The 20066-nt window shown below is 36.3% G+C and carries 20 protein-coding genes; 8 read left to right on the forward strand and 12 right to left on the reverse strand.

Annotated features, from left to right (window positions below):
* From Cop2CBH44_RS12035 to Cop2CBH44_RS12055, 5 genes are all read right to left on the reverse strand, one after another.
* Positions 1 to 1503, reverse strand: coding sequence for a lipopolysaccharide biosynthesis protein (locus Cop2CBH44_RS12035; RefSeq protein ID WP_200754901.1), 1503 nt, complete (start codon positions 1501 to 1503; stop codon positions 1 to 3).
* 40 nt (positions 1504 to 1543) lie between these two features.
* Positions 1544 to 2566: a Holliday junction branch migration DNA helicase RuvB gene (gene ruvB / locus Cop2CBH44_RS12040; RefSeq protein ID WP_021930907.1), complete on the reverse strand. Its 1023-nt coding sequence runs from the start codon at positions 2564 to 2566 to the stop codon at positions 1544 to 1546.
* Positions 2567 to 2668: 102 nt separating this feature from the next.
* The gene (locus Cop2CBH44_RS12045; RefSeq protein WP_021930906.1) at positions 2669 to 3412 is read right to left on the reverse strand and encodes a lipopolysaccharide kinase InaA family protein; all 744 of its coding nucleotides are present in this window, start codon (positions 3410 to 3412) and stop codon (positions 2669 to 2671) included.
* Positions 3413 to 3542: 130 nt separating this feature from the next.
* Positions 3543 to 4583 carry a glycosyltransferase family 9 protein gene (locus tag Cop2CBH44_RS12050; protein WP_200755965.1) on the reverse strand — a complete coding sequence of 347 codons (1041 nt, stop codon included), beginning with the start codon at positions 4581 to 4583 and terminating at the stop codon, positions 3543 to 3545.
* A gap of 22 nt (positions 4584 to 4605) precedes the next feature.
* Complete coding sequence (locus Cop2CBH44_RS12055) at positions 4606 to 5214, reverse strand: DUF4254 domain-containing protein (RefSeq protein WP_021930904.1); 609 nt, start codon at positions 5212 to 5214, stop codon at positions 4606 to 4608.
* 114 nt (positions 5215 to 5328) lie between these two features.
* Between Cop2CBH44_RS12055 and pdxB the strand changes: the two genes are divergently transcribed.
* A complete protein-coding gene (gene pdxB, locus Cop2CBH44_RS12060; RefSeq protein WP_021930903.1) occupies positions 5329 to 6435 on the forward strand; it encodes a 4-phosphoerythronate dehydrogenase PdxB in 1107 nt (368 codons plus the stop codon).
* On the opposite strand, the gene purN is transcribed toward pdxB, so the two are convergent.
* The gene (purN, locus tag Cop2CBH44_RS12065) at positions 6415 to 6999 is read right to left on the reverse strand and encodes a phosphoribosylglycinamide formyltransferase (protein WP_021930902.1); all 585 of its coding nucleotides are present in this window, start codon (positions 6997 to 6999) and stop codon (positions 6415 to 6417) included. The two genes, pdxB and purN, sit on opposite strands and share 21 nt — an antisense overlap.
* A 352-nt stretch (positions 7000 to 7351) precedes the next feature.
* Between purN and Cop2CBH44_RS12070 the strand changes: the two genes are divergently transcribed.
* The 5 genes from Cop2CBH44_RS12070 (at position 7352) to Cop2CBH44_RS12090 (ending at position 11876) form a co-directional block, all read left to right on the forward strand.
* The gene (locus Cop2CBH44_RS12070; RefSeq protein ID WP_021930901.1) at positions 7352 to 7588 is read left to right on the forward strand and encodes an acyl carrier protein; all 237 of its coding nucleotides are present in this window, start codon (positions 7352 to 7354) and stop codon (positions 7586 to 7588) included.
* Between the two features lie 21 nt (positions 7589 to 7609).
* Entirely contained in the window at positions 7610 to 8872 is a 1263-nt protein-coding gene (gene fabF, locus Cop2CBH44_RS12075; protein WP_021930900.1) for a beta-ketoacyl-ACP synthase II, read from the forward strand.
* 1 nt (position 8873) lies between these two features.
* Complete coding sequence (gene rnc / locus Cop2CBH44_RS12080) at positions 8874 to 9770, forward strand: ribonuclease III (protein ID WP_200754902.1); 897 nt, start codon at positions 8874 to 8876, stop codon at positions 9768 to 9770.
* Positions 9771 to 10038: 268 nt separating this feature from the next.
* Positions 10039 to 10854: a glycosyltransferase family 2 protein gene (locus tag Cop2CBH44_RS12085; RefSeq protein WP_021930898.1), complete on the forward strand. Its 816-nt coding sequence runs from the start codon at positions 10039 to 10041 to the stop codon at positions 10852 to 10854.
* Positions 10854 to 11876, forward strand: coding sequence for a glycosyltransferase (locus Cop2CBH44_RS12090; RefSeq protein WP_021930897.1), 1023 nt, complete (start codon positions 10854 to 10856; stop codon positions 11874 to 11876). The genes Cop2CBH44_RS12085 and Cop2CBH44_RS12090 overlap by 1 nt, the downstream gene beginning before the upstream one ends.
* A gap of 29 nt (positions 11877 to 11905) precedes the next feature.
* On the opposite strand, the gene Cop2CBH44_RS12095 is transcribed toward Cop2CBH44_RS12090, so the two are convergent.
* From Cop2CBH44_RS12095 to Cop2CBH44_RS12120, 6 genes are all read right to left on the reverse strand, one after another.
* Entirely contained in the window at positions 11906 to 12847 is a 942-nt protein-coding gene (locus Cop2CBH44_RS12095; RefSeq protein WP_200754903.1) for a glycosyltransferase family 2 protein, read from the reverse strand.
* Complete coding sequence (locus Cop2CBH44_RS12100) at positions 12844 to 13713, reverse strand: glycosyltransferase (protein ID WP_021930895.1); 870 nt, start codon at positions 13711 to 13713, stop codon at positions 12844 to 12846. The genes Cop2CBH44_RS12095 and Cop2CBH44_RS12100 overlap by 4 nt, the downstream gene beginning before the upstream one ends.
* A gap of 121 nt (positions 13714 to 13834) precedes the next feature.
* A complete protein-coding gene (locus tag Cop2CBH44_RS12105; RefSeq protein ID WP_200754904.1) occupies positions 13835 to 14842 on the reverse strand; it encodes a glycosyltransferase family 2 protein in 1008 nt (335 codons plus the stop codon).
* Positions 14818 to 15993 (reverse strand): glycosyltransferase, encoded by a 1176-nt coding sequence (locus Cop2CBH44_RS12110; RefSeq protein ID WP_200754905.1) that lies wholly within the window; start codon positions 15991 to 15993, stop codon positions 14818 to 14820. Before Cop2CBH44_RS12110 ends, Cop2CBH44_RS12105 begins: the two co-directional genes overlap by 25 nt.
* Positions 15994 to 16098: 105 nt before the next feature.
* A complete protein-coding gene (locus Cop2CBH44_RS12115; RefSeq protein WP_200755966.1) occupies positions 16099 to 17307 on the reverse strand; it encodes a glycosyltransferase family 4 protein in 1209 nt (402 codons plus the stop codon).
* Between the two features lie 151 nt (positions 17308 to 17458).
* Positions 17459 to 18118: a ribonuclease H1 domain-containing protein gene (locus tag Cop2CBH44_RS12120; RefSeq protein WP_200754906.1), complete on the reverse strand. Its 660-nt coding sequence runs from the start codon at positions 18116 to 18118 to the stop codon at positions 17459 to 17461.
* Between the two features lie 109 nt (positions 18119 to 18227).
* Here Cop2CBH44_RS12120 and Cop2CBH44_RS12125 point away from each other — a divergent pair, with 109 nt between their 5' ends.
* Positions 18228 to 18776 (forward strand): shikimate kinase, encoded by a 549-nt coding sequence (locus Cop2CBH44_RS12125; RefSeq protein ID WP_021930890.1) that lies wholly within the window; start codon positions 18228 to 18230, stop codon positions 18774 to 18776.
* A gap of 90 nt (positions 18777 to 18866) precedes the next feature.
* Positions 18867 to 20066, forward strand: coding sequence for an alanine dehydrogenase (locus Cop2CBH44_RS12130; RefSeq protein ID WP_021930889.1), 1200 nt, complete (start codon positions 18867 to 18869; stop codon positions 20064 to 20066).

Consider the following 20066-nt stretch of genomic DNA (forward strand, 5'->3'; position numbering starts at 1 on the left):
TTATCTTTTTATCCATCGATTTATGATTGGAATCTCTTTTAATGGTAAATCTCTGTGTATAAAACAGATAATAAAAATAGCTAATAAAATGGTCCTGAACAATAATCTCAATATTAAATTATCAATAGTTATTGTATTGTTTATTAAATATAATATTCCGGCCAGAGCAGTATACAAGGCTATTGACTTCAAATCGTAATTTATCGGATAATTGTGTTGGCCGATAAAATAAGAAGCCAGCATCATGCAAAGGTAACAGACAAAGGCTGCCCACGCACATGCCATGTAACCGTATTGAGGTACAAATACTACATTTATAATTATGGTAATGATAAATCCGAAAAGAGAAAACCATGCTCCCCATTGGGTTTTATCTGTTAATTTGTACCATAAAGACAAATTGAAGAATATGCCAAAAAATAATTGTCCCATCATAACAATCGGTACGACGTCTATCCCTACATAATATTGAGCAGGCATAAAGAATTGAACCAAATCAATATAGAACATTACTCCTAAAAAAATGAGTAGTCCGAAAATGATGAAATATTTCATGGCGTCAGCGTATGCTTGTTTATTGTCGTCTGTGTTTTTTTCTTTATTTTTTGCAAAAATAAAAGGTTCATAGGCAAAACGGAAAGCTTGCGTGAACATCAACATTACAATAGATATTTTATATACAGCTCCATAAATTCCGAGTTCAGACATGGGATCGGGTCGGTTGGCTGCTAATATAGGGTATAACATTTTGTCGAATGTCTGATTCATTATTCCCGCAACTCCTAATATGAGTAGAGGAAACGAGTAGCCCAGCATCTGTTTCCATATTTTTGTATCGAATCGGTAACGGACTCCAAATATTTCGGGTAAGAGGATGACGAGAATGATACTTGAACTGATGATATTAGATACCAAAATATAGCCGACCATAAATGTAGGTTCGAAAAACCAAGACACTGCTGCCGGATGATGCTGATACAGCCATGGACAAAGTAAAATGAAAAATAGATTAAAAAATATGTTGATAAATATGGATAATAATTTGACTGTAGCGAAACGAATCGGCCTTTTCTGATATCTGAGGTAAGCGAAAGGAAGTGCTGTAAAAGCGTCTATGGCGATGATAAGAGCCATCATCCATATATAGTCGGTATGTTCCGGATATCCTAGCCAGCGTGAAATTGGTTGAAGGAATATGAGTATTAAGATGAAGAAAAGTGAGGATGTGCAAGCCAGGGATATCAAGCCAGTAGTATAGACTTTGGTGGGGTCTTTGTATGTTTCGTCGTTGGCGAATCTGAAAAATCCGGTTTCCAATCCGTATGTTAGAATGATAAGCAATAGAGCCATGTAAGCATACAGATTGGTCACAATGCCATATTCTGCTGTAGTTTTGAGCACGTTGATGTATAAAAATACAAAGCACCAGTTTAAGAAACGTCCGACGATACTACTCAATCCATATATAGCCGTGTCTTTGGCTAAACTTTTCATTCCCGACATAAGCTTGATGTTCTATGAAAATGAATAAATCTGATTTTTATTAAAACAAAGACCCCTGATCTGAAAATCTGGTTCTGTGAAGATGGGTATACGCTAAGTCTGTAACTTCCCGTCCACGGGGCGTTCGTTTGATGAAGCCTTCTTTTATCAGGTAGGGTTCGTATACTTCTTCTACGGTTCCAGCGTCTTCACCCAATGCTGTTGCTATTGTTGTGAGACCTACGGGACCTCCCTTAAATTTATCGATAATTGTTGTCAGTATTTTATTGTCGATTTCATCCAGTCCGTATTTATCGATATTCAAAGCTTCTAGGGCAAAACGAGCTATACTTATATCTATTTTGCCGGAACCTTTTACTTGAGCAAAATCTCTTACTCGGCGGAGCAGGGCATTTGCAATACGAGGTGTACCCCGGCTTCGCATCGATATTTCGATTGCGGCTTCCTGTGTACATGGAACTTGCATAATTGCTGCCGATCGTAGGATGATATGGGACAGAACTTGATGGTCGTAGTATTCGAGGTGGCAATTGATACCAAATCTTGCGCGTAATGGGCTGGTCAATAATCCGCTACGGGTAGTTGCTCCGACTAAAGTAAAAGGATTCAATTCTATCTGGATAGAACGGGCACTTGGTCCTTTGTCTATCATTATATCTATCCTGTAATCCTCCATTGCAGAATACAGATATTCCTCTACGACTGGGCTTAATCGGTGTATTTCGTCGATGAATAATACATCATTAGGTTCCAGAGAAGTCAATATACCGGCAAGGTCTCCAGGTTTGTCTAATACAGGACCGGACGTAATTTTAAATCCCACGCCTAATTCATTGGCAACAATATTTGATAAGGTGGTTTTTCCAAGTCCTGGGGGGCCATGTAAGAGAACATGATCAAGAGCTTCTTTTCTCATTTTAGCGGCCATAACAAAAACTTTTAAGTTTTCGATTATTTTATCTTGTCCGCTAAAATCTTCGAAAGCTAAAGGACGTAAAGCCTTCTCAAATTCCCTTTCGGTATCTGATAAATTTTGATCTCGTATGTCAAAATCATTTTCCATTGTTCAGATTTTCTCTTTCGGATGACAAACTTAGCCAATAATTCTGGGAATATAAATGTTTCGACTTAAAAAAGTCTTTATTTGTATTGTAATATTTAAAGGTCATTTCCGTCGTATTCGTTTTTTCAGTTCCATTTTTTTTGCCCATTTCCGAAAAAAATCAGCTTGAAAATGTTGCGCGGCCTTTACTGATTTATCAATATCCCATCCCCTTTTTTTTGCATATTCTGTAACAATATAACGTATAACATTCGGATCCCAAGTCAACCGTTCGAAATTTCGTAGGCATTGTTTCGGTGTTAATTTGCCAAAATGCATACGGTTAAGGTCTACCAAGCTGAATGAAATTTTATCTTGATCTATTTTGAATAGTATATTTCCTGGCGAATAATCGAGATGCAGTATACCTGCTTCGTGTAATTTTACTGTAAAGTCGGCAAAAGCATTTAAGATATTTTCTTGGCCGTGGATTCCGTCATTGAATTCTCTCATTAAGCGAGGATAATTTTCAGTTAATGAAATAAAGTATCCTTGGTAAAAAATATGGCCACGTTTCACTTCTATATAAGCAATTGGTTCAGGTGTTCTGATGCCGCATTTTAATAAATATAATGCGTACTTATATGCTCTTTCGGCTTTACTTGGACGAAAAAATGTATATGCCAGTTGATTGATGCGTAAAGGAACTTTATATCGTTTGACGGTAAGGTCGATATCGTCGATAATGAATCTTTTTATGATATTTCGTGCACTATATATAGTTTCCCCACTGTTTTCGAATTCATATGGGAGATTTTTTATAAAGCTTCCCAATTTTTTATATTTAGGATTTATCACAATTTTCATGTGAAATAGGTTTTATTATAGTTATTTGTGTAAATTGTAGGGTGAATCTTGTCTTTTACATGGTGAGAAAATAAAAGTTCTCTTACCGTCGCAAAAATACCTATTTTAGTTACATATGCAGGCTATTACTTTATTTTTTTGAGTTTATTAATAGTTTTATTTTTTCTATTATCATTTCGGGTGTGATTTCGTAAAGGCAAGCATAATCTTTTCTCCAGCAAGGTTTGTTCCCAAATATGGAACATGGGCGGCATGGCAGCTCTATTTCTACCGTATTTGATTTGTCTTGTCTCCATCCCATAAACCCTACATAAGGATGCGTGGCCCCCCAAATAGAAATTACAGGGGTATTTACCAATGAAGCCAGATGCATGTTTGCAGAGTCCATACTGAGCATAACGTCGAGTTGGCTCATAATAGAGAGTTCTGTCTCAAAACCCAAATTTTTCCCTGCGAATGATATAGTATTACTATATTTGTTTGTCCATTCGTTTATAATAGTCTCTTCGTGCCCTTTACTGCCGAAGAAGAATATTTGATATTTGTCTGAGGAGGATAGTTGGGAAACGACAATTTCCATCAATTCTATAGGATATATTTTACCTTTGTGTTTAGCAAAGGGGGCTATACCGATTAGGCTTTTGCTGTTATCTGATATATTTATGCCATCAGGTAATGGAGGTGTGGCTATATTTTGGAATAAGGAAATAAAAGTTTCGTTAAAAGAAAATCCTAATTTATTGAATACTTCTGTATATCGTACGAATGATGACTTTAACTGTTTTTTTTGCTTGTGTTCGCGGGTGGTAAGCTTTCTTTTTTCTTTACGACCTTTATTTATATGAGCGACTTTACATCCAGAAAGTGCAAATAAAAAGCGCAAGATTTTGGATCGTAACACATCGTGTAAATCGGCTATGATATTGAAAGAGCTGTTTCTCAATTCCCTGTATAATGTATAGAGCCCTTTAATACCGGAGTGTCTCCCTCGGATTTGTGCTGATATGATAACCAGATTAGCGGGTTTTTCAATAAACAGATTCGATGCATGAGGAGATGTAAGCATCGTAAATTCTATTTGAGGATATGCACGACATACCGAATATACAATAGGTATACTCATGGCAACATCTCCTAAAGCAGATAGACGGATAATCAAGACTTTTTTTATCTTATTGATATCCAAAACTTAATTATTTTTTGTTTGCATATAACACCGGATTAAGGGCCGGATCATTGTACATTTTCATTTGTTTATAGACTTTCATGTATTTTCGTCCGGTTTCAATGTCGGCAAGTAATTGGTCGATGGCGGTTGTTAGGTCTATTCTTTGTTCGAGTAGTATTCTTAACTTTTCTCTGCATTTTTCGATATGTTCAGGAGACGCTTCTTTGCGTTCAACTTCTTGCTGCATATGGTATATCTTTAATGCAAGTATCGATAGCCGGTCGAGTGCCCAAGCTGGGCTTTCTGTATTTATTGTGGCATCAGGGGCAGGGATTACGTTTTTATATTTGTCTAAGAAGTAGCTGTCTATAAGTTCGACTAAGTCTGTCCTGTCTTGATTAGATTTATCTATTCTTCGTTTTATTTTCAGAGCTTCGACCGGATCGATTTCGGGATTTCGTATGATATCTTCAAGATGCCATTGTACGGCATCGATCCAGTTTTTGAGAAACAAATAATATTCGATGCTTTTTTCTTCAAAAGGATTATTCATTTCTGCATTGACATCATCCATTGTATGGTAATATTGAGTCGCATTCCAAAAAATGCGGTTGCTTTTTTCGCTGAAATCCATTTTATTTGTTTTTTAATTCTTTGTTACAAACATAAGAATAGTTTTACAAAATACCAAAGAACATTTGATAATGAACTAAAAAAGAAATTATCTTTACAAAAGAAAAAATGTGAGATGAAAATAATTGTTGATAATAAAATACCATATATAAAAGGTATACTTGAGCCTTTTGCTGATGTGGAGTATTATGCTCCGGCCGATATAAACCGGGAGGTAGTTTGTGATGCCGATATTCTTATTATAAGGACACGGACTCGTTGCAATAGAGAATTATTGGACGGTAGTAAGGTGCGTTATATTGGGACAGCAACTATTGGGTATGACCATATCGATACGGAGTGGTGCGGCAAAAATGGTATTGTATGGACGAATGCTCCGGGCTGTAATGCATCTTCAGTCGGGCAATATATTTTATCATCTTTGTTGTCATTGCAAGAACGAAAGGATTTTGTTCTGGAAGGTAAGGTTATCGGAATTGTAGGTGTCGGTAATGTGGGGCGTATTGTTGCCGATTATTGCCGAATGGTAGGAATGGAAGTTTTGTTGAATGACCCACCAAGAGCCCGCCTGGAGGATTCTACTTGTTTTGTCTCTCTTGATGAGGTTGCCAAGGAATGTGATATCATTACTTTCCATACTCCGTTGAATAAATCAGGTATGGATTGTACATATCATTTGGCAGGAGCGGATTTTTTTTCTCGGTTGAGGAAAAGACCTGTCATTATAAATTCTTCGCGAGGAGAAGTTGTAGATAATAGAGCTCTATATAACGCCTATCAAAGCGGCAACGTTTCGGAAATGATTTTAGATTGTTGGGAAAATGAGCCTGATGTAGATGATGTTTTGTTGTCTAATGTATTTATTGGGACTCCCCATATTGCAGGGTACTCGGCTGATGGAAAAGCGAATGCAACGAGACAGATAGTGCAGGCTGTAAGTCGATGGATGGGTATATCTATAGATACGTCTTTGATACAGCCTCCAGCTCCAGTATTTCCGGATATAGACTTAAGTCTGTGTTCTGATAATATACTGGCTTCAGCAGTATTGGCTACTTATGACCCCAGAAATGATACTGCAGCTTTACGGGCAGCTCCTGGAACTTTTGAAAAATTGCGAGGAGAATATGGCTTACGGAGAGAGTTCAACGCCTATACGGTGCATCATGCAGTTTCACGAGATATAGAGTTACTTCAAAAATTAGGTTTCCAAGTTTCTTGAGGACAATAGCAAATCGATTGTTTGGGGATAGTATTTATATTCTAATTCATGTACTCGAGCAGCGACGGTCTCTGGAGTGTCATCCGGAAAGACAGGACAGGTATACTGTGATATACATTCGCCTTCATCATAATGTTCATTTATGTAATGTATGGTAATACCAGTCTGAGTTTCACCTGCATCTATGACTGCCCGGTGTACATTATTTCCATACATACCTTTACCGCCAAAACGAGGCAAAAGTGCAGGATGTATATTTATAATTGATTTAGGATAGCTTTCGATGATGTATAATGGTATTTGCAATAGAAATCCTGCTAATACGATAAAATCTATATGTTTGTTTTTAAGTATGGACAGAACATATTCGGATTTTTGGAAATCTTCCCGAGTAATGATTTGAGTTTCTATGTCGAATTTCTTCACTCGTTCCAGGACATAAGCATTGTGTTTGTTACAAATAAGCAGAGATACTTCAACGTTGGAGGAATTTGAAAAGTATCGAATTATATTTTCTGCATTGCTTCCAGAACCGGATGCGAATATGGCGATATGTTTTGTCATAAATAATAATCAACTTGTTATTCGAAAAAACAAAATTACTAAAAAACTAAGAAAATCAGACATTTTTGAAATGTAATGTGTAAACAATAAAAATGAATATACATAAAGTTGTGCTGGAAAAGGGGCATTTTATTTGTAGTTGTCTTAATATAGTGGCTTCCAAAAGACTATATTCGAAAGAAAAAAGACGATGAAATACTAATTTGGATAGTAAAAATTGCACAAAATATGTATGTGTGTGCAATTTTAATGAAATAATACGGTAAATATTTTTTTTGTTTGGAGAAAATTGTATTTCTTTGCACTGCAAAAATAAGAAAGTAATTTATTAATTAACTAAAAACTGGAAGTTATGTCTGAAATTGCATCAAGAGTAAAAGCGATTATCGTTGATAAATTGGCCGTAGAAGAATCGGAAGTAACACCTGAAGCAAGCTTTACAAATGATTTGGGTGCTGATTCTCTTGACACCGTTGAACTGATCATGGATTTTGAAAAAGAATTCGGTGTTAGCATTCCCGATGATCAAACTGAAAAAATCCAAACTGTAGGAGATGCAATAGCTTATATTGAAGCTAATGTGAAGTAAATCCAACACTACTCTATTTGTATGGAATTGAAAAGAGTTGTAGTAACAGGTCTGGGAGCAATTACCCCATTAGGACATAATGTTGCCGATACGTGGGCAGCAGTGGTTGATGGAGTAAGTGGTGCCGGGCCTATTACTCGTTTTGATGCTTCGTTATTCAAGACGCAATTTGCATGCGAAGTGAAAGACTTCGATCCCAGTCTTTATTTTGACCGGAAAGAGGCACGTAAATATGATCGTTACGCACAATATGCAGTAATTGCTGCAAAAGAAGGTGTCGAAGATTCTGGCCTCGATTTGGAAAAGGTTAATAAAAATCGGGTAGGAGTTATTTTTGCTGCAGGCATTGGGGGTATTCGTACCTTCGAAGAAGAAGTAGGCGGTTTTTATTTGAATGAAGATAAAGGTCCCCGATTCAATCCGTTTTTCATACCGAAGATGATTGCAGATATTGCAGCTGGTCATATTTCTATGATGTATGGTTTTCATGGGCCCAATTATGCTACAGTTTCAGCTTGTGCTTCTTCGACTAACGCATTGATTGATGCATTTAATAATATTCGTTTAGGTAAGGCCGATGTGATTGTAACCGGTGGTGCTGAGGCTGCTATTACTGTAGCTGGTATCGGTGGATTCAATGCAATGCATGCTATCTCTACGCGGAACGATGATCCCAAAAGGGCTTCGCGACCATTCAGTGCAAGTCGTGATGGTTTCGTGATGGGAGAAGGTGGTGTATGCCTTGTTTTGGAAGAATTGGAACATGCATTAGCTCGTGGAGCTAAAATATATGCAGAAGTTGCCGGTGGGGGGATGTCGGCAGATGCTTATCATCTTACAGCTACACATCCCGAAGGTTTAGGTGCGACATTGGTTATGGAAAATGCTTTGGCTGATGCTGAAATGAAACCGGAAGAAGTCGATTATATCAATGTACATGGAACATCTACTCCTGTGGGTGACATTTCTGAGGTAAAGGCTATCAAGAAGGTCTTTGGACAACATGCTTATGACTTGAACATTAGCTCAACAAAGTCAATGACAGGGCATTTATTGGGAGCTGCAGGAGCTATAGAGGCAATGATTTGCGTGAAATCTGTAGAAAATGATATTGTCCCTCCGACGATTAATTTTACCGAAGGAGATGAAGATCCGGAAATTGATTATAAGCTCAATTTTACATTTAATAAAGCTCAAAAGCGTACTGTAAATGTGGCGTTGTCGAATACATTTGGTTTCGGTGGTCATAATGCAAGTATAATAGTAAAAAAATTTGTGAAGTAACGTGCTTAAAAAGATGTATAATAAAATAAGGCTCTTTAGGCTTCGGCGTAAAGAGCCTTATTCTCTATATTATCAGATTTTGGGATTTTATCCCCATGATCCGGGAATATATGAGCAGGCATGTTTGCACCGCTCTTCTTCAGTGAGAACGGAAAAGGGCCATTGGATTAATAATGAACGGCTTGAGTTTTTGGGCGATGCAGTTTTAGATGCTATTGTCGCAGATATTGTATTTAATGAATTTGAGTCGAAGAAAGAGGGTTTTTTGACGAATACCCGGTCAAAAATTGTACAAAGGGATACTTTGAATAAAATTGCTCTTAAAATAGGTTTGGATAAATTGATTGTATCGTCTACTCGGACGAGTTCACACAATAACTATATCTATGGTAATGCGTTTGAGGCATTTATTGGAGCTATTTATATTGATAGGGGATATGATGTTTGTAAAAAATTTGTGCAAGAGCGTATCATAAAGCCCTATATTGATTTATCATTGATTGCAAAAAAGGAAGTAAATTTTAAATCTAAATTGATAGAATGGAGTCAAAAGAATAAAGTTGATGTAGAGTTTGCTTTAGTCGAATCTTTTACTGACCATGAAAACAATCCGGTGTTTCAGTTTCAAGCTCTTTTAGCTGGTATTTCTGGAGGAGTAGGTATTGGCTACTCCAAGAAAGAATCTCAGCAAAATGCTGCTCAGATGGCTTTGAAGAAAATCAAAACGGATAAATCATTTTTGGAGTCTGTTCTTGAATCTCAAATATTAAGGCGTAGTAAAGTTGATGCCGAGGAAATCTCTGATGCTGATGAAAATTCGGATTTAAATGAATTATCACAAGAAAATGAGCTTGAGGAACGAGAATATCATGCAGAGATTATAACAGAGCAAAATTGATTTTCCGGAATATAAGTCTTACCGTTAAAAGGTATTTTGTATTCATAAAGACATGTAACTTGAATAAATTGGATTTTGGTGAAAATCTTCTTTTATTTGATTGATTAGAAATAATCTTGGATTTTATAGAAAGAAGATGCCAGGTTAGATAAATATATAGTGAGCAGGTTATTTTCCTTTGTAAATAAGTAGAAAGGAATATTTTTTGAGTATTTTTGTTATTGCTAAAATTGGGTACCATGGATGTTAGATTATAACAGAGGGATATATGAATAAATTTCGAGTTACATTATTGATTTCAACATATAATTGGCCAGAAGCATTATCATTAAGTATAAAGAGTGCATTGAGTCAGACTGTTTTGCCAGATGAGATTGTTGTCGCAGATGATGGCTCTACGGAGAGAACTTTGGAAGTGATAGAGCAGCTTCGAAGCGAATCGTCAATACCTATTCGTCATATTTGGCATACGGATGAAGGTTTCAGAAAAACGATAATTCTCAATAATGCTATTCGTGAAACAGATAGTGATTATATCATCCAGATAGACGGGGACATTATTTTGCATCCTAAATTTATTGAAGATCATTTATCTGAAGCTCGGAAAAATACTTTTTTAAGAGGAGGAAGGGCAATTCTATCTCCTGAACAGACAGAAAGGACAATTGTCTCGTCTGAAATAGATGCTCACATATTATCGAAAGAATTGAAAAACAGATTAAATTCTGTGCGGAATCCATTTCTTTCTCTTTTCTTGACAAGGGTATCTGCTGATATTGCTCATGTAAAGGGCTGTAATATTTCTTATTGGAAAAATGACTTTATAAAGGTTAATGGCTATAATAATATGTTGTTGGGATGGGGACATGAGGATATCGAATTGGCAGCACGTTTTTACCTTTCTGGTGTAAAGATGAAAAAAATAAAAATGAAGGGTATTGCATTTCATTTGTATCATAATATAAATTCTCGGGAACAGGAATTACGCAATTATGATGTATATCAAAAAGTTCTTGAGAAGAAAATTACATATTGTGAAGATGGATATGCGCAAGGAGAACAATATCCATATAAAGTTTTGTGATGGAGGAGATACCAGCTTTGGATAGCAATAAGAAGCAGATACAGGGACTTCAATTAAGTGTAATAGTGCCGGCTTATAATGTGTCTGAATACTTAAAAAAGTGTGTCAAATCTTTATTGAATCAGGATTTATCGGAATATGAATATGAGATTATAATAATTAATGATGGCTCTACCGATGATACAGAAAAGGTAGCACTTGAATTATCCCGGAAATATTCCCAAGTACATGTATATACTAAGAAAAATGAGGGATTAAGTCTGACTCGTAATTATGGTATAGAAAGAGCTGTTGGCAGATATATTATGTTTATAGACGCAGATGATTATGTCTTAGAGAACTGCTATGGACATATATGTAGTGAAATGGATACTAATCATCTGGATATATTGGCTCTGAATTATAATTACGTGGATGACTATGGCAAGGGGTGTCGAAATCCTTATTTTCGGAGAATGGCAAAAAATAAATCGGCTGTTTTGTCTGGTAGAGATTATATATTGACAAATTTCTTTGCTCCGATGGTTTGGGCCAACGTTTATCGAAAGGACTGGTTGATTTCTAATGATTTGTATATGTTGCCTATTGGCCATGAAGATGAAGAATTTACTCCTCGGGCAATTTATCTGTCCCGTCGGATAAAATTTATTCCGTTGGCTTTTTATCAGTATGTACAACATGAAAACTCTTATATGGCTAGGTACCGGGAAAGCAATTTTTTTGATATGATAAAGGCAATGGAAAGCCTGAATAAATTTAAAAAAAGCATACATATCTCGTCCGATAAGGAAATAAAGGATTTTTTTGATAATCGTATAGGTAAGATGTGTCTTATGATTTTTAAGCGTAGTATACGTGAGGAATATCCGATACAGAAAAAATTGCTGGATGCGATGCAAGGTGCCGGATTGTTGCCTTTGCGGATAAAACCTTCATCTTTTTATTCTCGTTTTTTTAATTGGAATCCTATACTCTTTGCCCGGTATTATTCTTTGTTGAAAAAGCGAAGATGTAGAATATAGGTATATGAAGAGGTTTAGTTGATAAGGTCTTACTTATGTTTGCTGATAAGTTTCTGTATACGGTAGCAAATACGGAGAAAGATAGGACGGGTTTTGTATCTTTGGTTAAATTCCTCCAATAGTTTGTTCTTAATGTCGGGAGTTGAGAATTTATTGTATTTTTTGATTTTTCTATATAAGGCGCCTTTTGCTGCATTTTGTATAAAAGCTGATAAGTGGAAAGATTTAGATATATGTTCTATCACAATAAAACCCTCTTTAAATTGTAGCCCGTTAGCTTCTGCTTTAGGGGAAACTTTTATATTGTGTTGTCTGAAATAGTTTAGTTTATTGTAGACAATGATAACATGGCCTTTTCGGATAAGTTCAGACCAGAAATACCAGTCGCCACAATAGTGTAGTTGCTTATATGTATTGTCAATTTCAGATAGAGCAGAGCGTCTGAATAACACTGCACTGGCATTGTATATCGCGTTGAACCATAGTAATTGGTGCGTTATGAAATGCTTGTTTTCAATGTAACTGAAATTTTTTGTTGCCTCGCTTTTCGTCCATCTGTCCCAATTTCTGGAATCTATATTTCCGGAAGCATCTATCAGAAAGGAGCCGGTAAAACACAAGCTGGCGTCGGGAAATTGATTTAAATAATTGACTGTTATATTTAGAAAATCAGGATGAGCAACATCATCGCTTTCTGCAATCCATATATATTTCCCTTTAGCAAGAGAGAAACCCTTTTCCCATTGGAGAAAAGTGCTTCCGCTATTTTGTTTATTCACAATAAAGTGGGATATTTTGGGGTGCTTGGCCCATTTGTTCAGGATACTTATACTCTGGTCTGTGGAACAGTCGTCGAGAAGTATAATCTCGAAATCCTGGAATGATTGTTTTACAATCGACCTGATACGTTCATCCAGATAAGGTGCATGGTTATAGTTGGGAATAATGACTGATACGAGAGGTGGTGTCATGATAGTTGTTTTTTGTAACGTAAAAATTTGAACCATAAAGTTAATGTTCCCCATCTGAGTGGATATTTACGTGTATGTTTTATGAGAAAGGGCTTTATTGTCTGAGGGTTAAGTTTATTGCGGATAAGCATTTTTACTAATTTTCGAGAAGTCTTTCTCTCGTCTGCCAAGATATCCTTTTTGGAAGGGGTTGATATATAGAGAGGTAAACTTTTCTCCCATTTTTTATGGAAAATGATGGAATTATTGAGCCACTCATCTGTAAAATTACCATCTGAAAAATGTATGACTTTTATTGGAAAACACACTTTGTTGGTGTATTTCTGGGCAATTTGCATGCTGAAGTCCAAATCATAAAGATGGAATCCGGTAAATGTCTTTTCATCAAAAGGCATTTTTTTCCATACATTACGACGAACGAACATGCAGAAACCGTCTAATACAATAACTTCTGGAAAATCGTTTTTTGTCGGATTGAAATAATGAGGCCTGGGACTTATTTCTTGAGGAGATTGTTGAATATAGTTGAAGCGGTCATATTGAGCAGATGAATGCCATCCCGAGATTGTAAGGGATTTGTGTGATGCTCCTGCAAATCCGATTACGCCACAATCCGGTTTACTCAGTTCTGAAATAATGATTTTTCCCCAGTCATATGTTTGAAAAGAAATATCTTCGTGAGCAAAGCAGAGGAAATCATATTTTGCTTGTCGGGCACACTCGTTATATACTTTGCAAAGACCATATTGATAGACTCTATTATCAAAAGCAATGAGCTCGAAAGGTATCCCAATAGTATCTTCAATATTTTTTTTGAAAGCTTTTAATTGCTCTGGCTTTATAGAACATGTAATTATTGAAAGCATTATGTTTTATCTACTTTTTGCAAAAGTAGTAATTATATATTTTACTTCGATAGGAATATTACCGATTTAGAAAGAAAGATAGAGGGTTAGTTGATTTTTATCTATTATATCAGGGATAAGACTATTGACTTTGGAGCAGATGTTGAAATATGGTGGCAACATTATGCCTATTATGCAGGAGACACATTCTGAATGTGGAGTAACCGTATTTTCCTAATAATAGGTTACGGAAACAATCGACTTTACGTATGCCATGTATGTTATTGAACAATCGGTATATGTTATTTTGTTCTTTGTCAGTAAGATATTTAAAGTCAGAAGCCGTTTCTGTATATGATTTTATGAGCATCTTGTGTATACGGTGCGATTCTACTCCACTTTGAATGCCGAATGATATAAGTTGTAATCTTGCAGCCAATCTGTCGAAAATAATTTTCGAAGAGGGTTTGTGGTTCAGAATGGACCCTTCTCTGAATCTGTATTTATATTCCCCTTGATTTGATAAATATATTTTATGAGCTTGTTTAAATAAGGCTGGTTGTGTATACATATCCTCATATAGTTGTCCGGTTGGGAACTGGACCGTATTGAATAGCGATTTACGATATATCTTGTCGCAAGAGGAGCTTGATATACACTCTGTAATCAATAATTTGGCAATTTCTTGTGAGTTATTGATGATTTTATCTTTGTTTTTTTTATAGCTAATTTCATGATCTGATGTCCAAAAATACAGAATTGGATATTGTAGAATGTCAATATCGGGATTTTCTATGAGAATTGACATGTTTTTGAGTAAAGCATTTTCCCCAATGGCATCGTCACTATCTATGAATGTAATGTATTGTCCGATTGCATTTTTTATTCCTGTATTGCGGGCATCGCTTAGGCCTCCATTTTCTTTTTCTATTAATTTGATTTTTCCTAAATTGGAATAGGCATGTAAGAGTTGAGTGGTTTGGTCTGTACTTCCATCATCTACAACGATGATTTCCTTATTTGGATAGGTATCAGATAGAATTGAGTCAATACAGGCATTAATGTATTTTTCTACGTTATATGCCGGAACTATGACTGACAGTAGGGGCATATCTTTTGATTTGCTTATGATTCTATTAGTTGTATCCATTGAGAAACAATTACGTCTTCATTGAATCGACCGGAACTAGTTTTTGCTCTCTGGGAGAGTGTCTCTAATAGTTCCTGATTTTTTATTAATGTAGCTAATTTATTGGCAAAGATATTCATTTTATATGGAGGAACGCATATTCCGCTATTCCCTTTTTCGAGAATATAACTGATTCCAGAACTACATTCGAAGGCAATAGGCACGGTTCCAAAAGTTTGGGCTTCGATAAGGGACATGGGCAAGCCTTCTGTTTGGGATGTCAAGCATACTATGCGTGCCGATTTATAGAATGGCTCTGGATTTTGATATCCGAGGAATGCTATATTTTTTAATTTTAGCGATTGGGCTAAAGTTTCCAGCTTATTTCTATCTTCTCCATCTCCTAATATTTTCAAAGACCAGTCGGAGCATTGAGGTTCTACGAGTTTCCATATTTTTAAAAGTCGGTCTACCCGTTTATCTGAATTACTGAGCCGCCCGACATAAAGGACTTCTTTTTTCTTTTCGGACAAATTGGGACTTTGTCCATATATCGAAGGATTAGGAATAGCTCTTAGTTTTTTTTGTATATCCGGTATATGATATTTTAGAGCGTATTCATTGATGTAGAAATCTTGTAATACGATAATATAATTACTGATTTGATATAGCTTTTTTTGATTTGATAAAGCCTTTTTTCGTGCAGTTTTGCACATGGCATTTTGGCCATAATGATTTAACCAAAGTTTTAGGTATTTAGAGATTCCCGATTTTTTTCGAATTATCTGTTCTCTCTTAAATTGTTTAGCAAGAACAGTTTCGTTCATAGGTTGGCCATGTAAGACGGAAATTATTTTTATATTATCAGGTAATTTTTTGTCGAAAAGAAGTTGTGTAATATTTTCATTACAACCTTGGTTGATTATAACATCAACTTTTTTTTCGGAAAGATATTGATTGAATAGGTCATTCTTTTCTAAAGCAAAAGTGTTTTCTGGAATGACTGTTATAGCGATGTCATTTTTTAGACCGGGTTGTCTGTCTAAAGAGGCTTCGGTTGATAAAATAGAAATGTTATATTTTTCTGATAATCGATTTGCTAATTGGGTTGTGACTGTTTCTATACCTCCGATATTTGGAAATTTATTTAATACAAAGAGGATATTTTTCATAAAGTTTGTCTTTTATTCCAAAGTGAGCCTACTTGACATGCCTTACTTTTCTCTATGAAAGTATTTTGCCAATCTTTTTTGGATACATCCAGTCTAAGAAAGATGCTATTTATCCGATGCTGCTAATTTCCGGGACTGGTAGGGTACTGTTTGTATTGCCTGTATTGGAATACGATCGTTTGCTGTGGCAAAGCATTTGTTGTATACTCGGTTCATATCGTCGGCAAGGACGTCTTCTCTGAATCTTTGCAAGTATTTGTTTCCTTCCGTTATCATTTTTTCGCGAAGTTCTTTGTCAGATAATATCCGAAGTATGGCATTAGTCATTCCTTTGACATCATCTGGATCGACATAGATGGAATGAGCGCCTCCCGCTTCTTCCAAACATGATCCGGTAGCTGCAATGACAGGAAGTTGGGAATGCATTGCTTCGATAATGGGAATTCCGAAACCTTCGAAACGTGATGGGTATACAAACATAAGAGCTTGTTGATAAACCGCAGGAAGGTCAGAGTGGGGAAGATTATGGATAAGATGCAAACGATCATTTAAGCCATTTTCATTTGCATATTCCATTAAGCTATCCACATACGGTGTTTTTTTCCCGACAGCAACTAAATGGATATCTGCGGGAATGTCTTTTAATGCCTCTAATGCTAACATTAAATTTTTCCGGGTTTCTATACTTCCGACATTCAATATGTATTTTTCCGGTAACTGGTAAGTTTCCTTTACTTGTTTTTTCTTCTGTTCACTTACGATTTCGGAATATTGAGGATCACAACCTTGGTATACTACATCTATTTTTTCTGCAGGAATCTGGTAGAAATTCATGATATCCCGTTTTGTGCATTCGCTGATAGCCACAATGCGATCGGCTACATGACACGCATATTTGAACTTGAAATTGTAAATTTTCCTGTCGATAGGTTTGTAGTATTCGGGATATCTCAGAAATATAAGGTCATGAATGGTAACGACACTTTTAATTCCCGTTTTATGAATACCAATTGGCAATTCGTTACTTAAACCATGATATAACTGAACCCCTTTTTTTAAAAGGTCTTTTTTGATAAAAAATGAACGCCAAAGAGAAGAAAATCTCTTCATCGTGGTCGTTTGTGGAAGTTCTGAATGCACGTTGACATGTGTCAATAATTTATCATAAGAACTATTCTTTTTCTTTTTGGGAATAAATAACCGGTAATTATGTCCCTCATGATAAGTAGCCAGAATGTCTACCATAAAGCGACTGTAATTTCCCAGTCCTGTATGGTTGGCAACAGCCCGTTTTGCATCCAAACCTATAATCATTTCTTTGCGATTTATACGTTTTTTCCGTTTTAGTTTTTTGTCGATTCTATTTTTCATAAAAATCTTCTACTAATAAGATGCAAATTATATTGGCTTTGCTGCATTGCCCTCAAATAAATAACAAATTTGGTGAAAAAAGTTCCTAAGTTATCTATTTCCGACCGAAATCTGCAGGGATTTCTCCCCAATCTTTAGTCTCCCATTTTAGTAATTGTGTTGTGTATGAGTTATTTGTTAACCACTTTTCGGCTCGTTTGATTAAGTCGAATATTTGTGTATTTCTTTCGGTTGGCACTAATTTTGTTTTGCATTTTTTATGGTGTACCCACAATAAGGCATTGCGACTATCCGAATAGATGGGGATATTGCTATTCTGCTGTTTCAAATAGGCTAGACCATGCACTATGGCTAAAAATTCTCCTATGTTATTGGTCCCTTCGGGCATGGGGCCGACTCTGAATAATTCTTGTCCTGTGCGTACATAGACGCCTCGATATTCCATATCTCCGGGATTTCCACTGCATGCTGCATCTACAGCTAAACTATCGACAATCCATTGCGGAGCCATAGGCGTTTGGGATTGTCTGGGTTTTGCCAGTTCAGGATGTGCAATCGCTTCTGCGACTCGATTAAGAATAAATAGGTGCTCTTCCGGATTTCCTCGGAATGCACGTATGGCGGCTTCTTTAGAGTCGAAACTTTTGTATTTTGCACCTTTAAAGTTTTCGACCTGTAATCGGCATTCTTCCCAGGATTCATAAATTCCTGGGGCGAAACCTTCCCAAACTACATAGTATTTGAATTTTCCCATTTTGCAGATGACCTATTTTGCCAGCTAAAATACAAAAATAGACATTTTTATTCATCGAAGAGATAAAATACTGTATTTTTGCCAAAATGATTGATACAAACAATTGGATATGAAACGAATATTTCTTGTCGGGTATATGGGAGCCGGGAAAACGACATTGGGGAAATTGCTGGCAGATAGATTGAATTTTGAATTTATTGATTTGGACCTTTATATAGAAAACCGCTATCATAAAACAGTAGGCTCTATTTTTGCTGAAAAAGGAGAAGAAGAATTTCGCTTGATTGAGAACAATATGTTGCATGAAGTGGGGGAGTTTGAGAATGTCCTGATTGCTACGGGAGGAGGTACCCCTTGTTTTCATGATAATATGGAATATATGAATAGGCGAGGAATAACAGTTTATTTGAAAACTACGCCTGAGGTGCTACATCGGAGATTGAAGATAGCAAAAGGAAAGAGACCTTTATTAAAAGGGAAGAGCGATCAAGAACTTATGGATTTTATTTGTATGAACTTGGAGCGTCGTTCTCCGATGTATGAGAAGTCTGTTTTGGTCTTTAATGCAGATAAACTCGATACGTATGAAGAATTAGAGCATTCGGTAAATTTATTGGCAGAGCTCATATTGGAACGTTTGGGTACAGATTATAGATAATTTGTGAAATATGTTTATTTTTCATTCTCTTTTATAAGATTTTACAGGTTGTTTTTTGTAACTTCGTTTTCCACTATTATTTGAATGCATATGAAAGACCGTTTTTTGCATATAACCCGTGAGGGATTGTGTCCTCAAGAGCATTTATGTGCTGTTTCTCAGCAAAATCATGCTCTTTGCATCGGTTTGCCTAAAGAGTCTTGTGAAAAGGAAAAAAGATTTGTTCTGACACCGGAAGCTGTTGCGTTATTGGTCAATGCGGGCCATCGTGTAATTATGGAGGCATCGGCAGGCATCGGGATAAATTATTCAGACTTGTTATATGCAGAGGCTGGAGCAGAGGTGACTGAGCGACGTGCGGAAGTCTTTCTGGCTGATATAGTACTCAAAGTATCTCCATTAACGGCTGAGGAAGCTGATATGTTGAAATCTGGTAGTACTATAGTATCATTGTTACAACCACAGTATCAAAATGCAGAAGTTTTACAATTGCTAATGCAGAAACGTGCTATTGCAATAGCATTTGATAAAATAAAAAATGATACGGGAGAGTGTTCTTTTGCCGATTGTCTGGATGAAGTTGATGGGCGGGCAGCAGTGATTGTAGCTGCTGGATTACTAACCAATCTTTATGGAGGTAAAGGTATATTGATGGGAGGAATTCCGGGAGTTTCTCCTGCTGAAGTAGTTGTCATCGGAGCCGGTTTAAGTGGACGTGCTGCGATTTGTGCAGCGAGAGGGTTAGGCGCTTTAGTAAAATTATTTGATGAAGATATTTCTCGATTGCGTATGGCATTAGACGCATGTGGACAACCCTTATTTACATCTAATTTGCATCCGAATGTGTTGACAAATGCTTTTCGTAGTGCGGATGTTGTTATTGGAACATCCTGTGACATGACTCATCAATTGTCTGAACAGTTGATACGTCAGATGAAAAAAGGAGCATTGCTGATAGATTTATGTATAGATAAGGGTGGTTGTTTTGAAACTTCTTTGTGTCCCAATAAGCCGAAAGATTCTATATTTGAGAAGTATGGGGTCTTGCATTATTGTTTATCGAGCGTAGGGTCTGCAGTAGCACGCACGGCATCAATGGCACTAAGCAATTTATTGGTTCCTATTCTTTTGGAAATTGGAGAGTGTCAGGGAGTAGAAAATATGATAAAACGCGAGCGAGGTTTCAGAGATGCAGTTTATCTGTTCAATACAAAAGTCGTAAACAGCGATATTGCCCATAGGTTTAATTTGCCTTATTGTGATATATCGCTGTTTATCAATATGTTTTAG

Origin of the sequence: Coprobacter secundus subsp. similis, from assembly GCF_015097275.1 — a bacterium.
In the GTDB taxonomy this organism is placed as follows: Bacteria; Bacteroidota; Bacteroidia; order Bacteroidales; family Coprobacteraceae; genus Coprobacter; species Coprobacter secundus.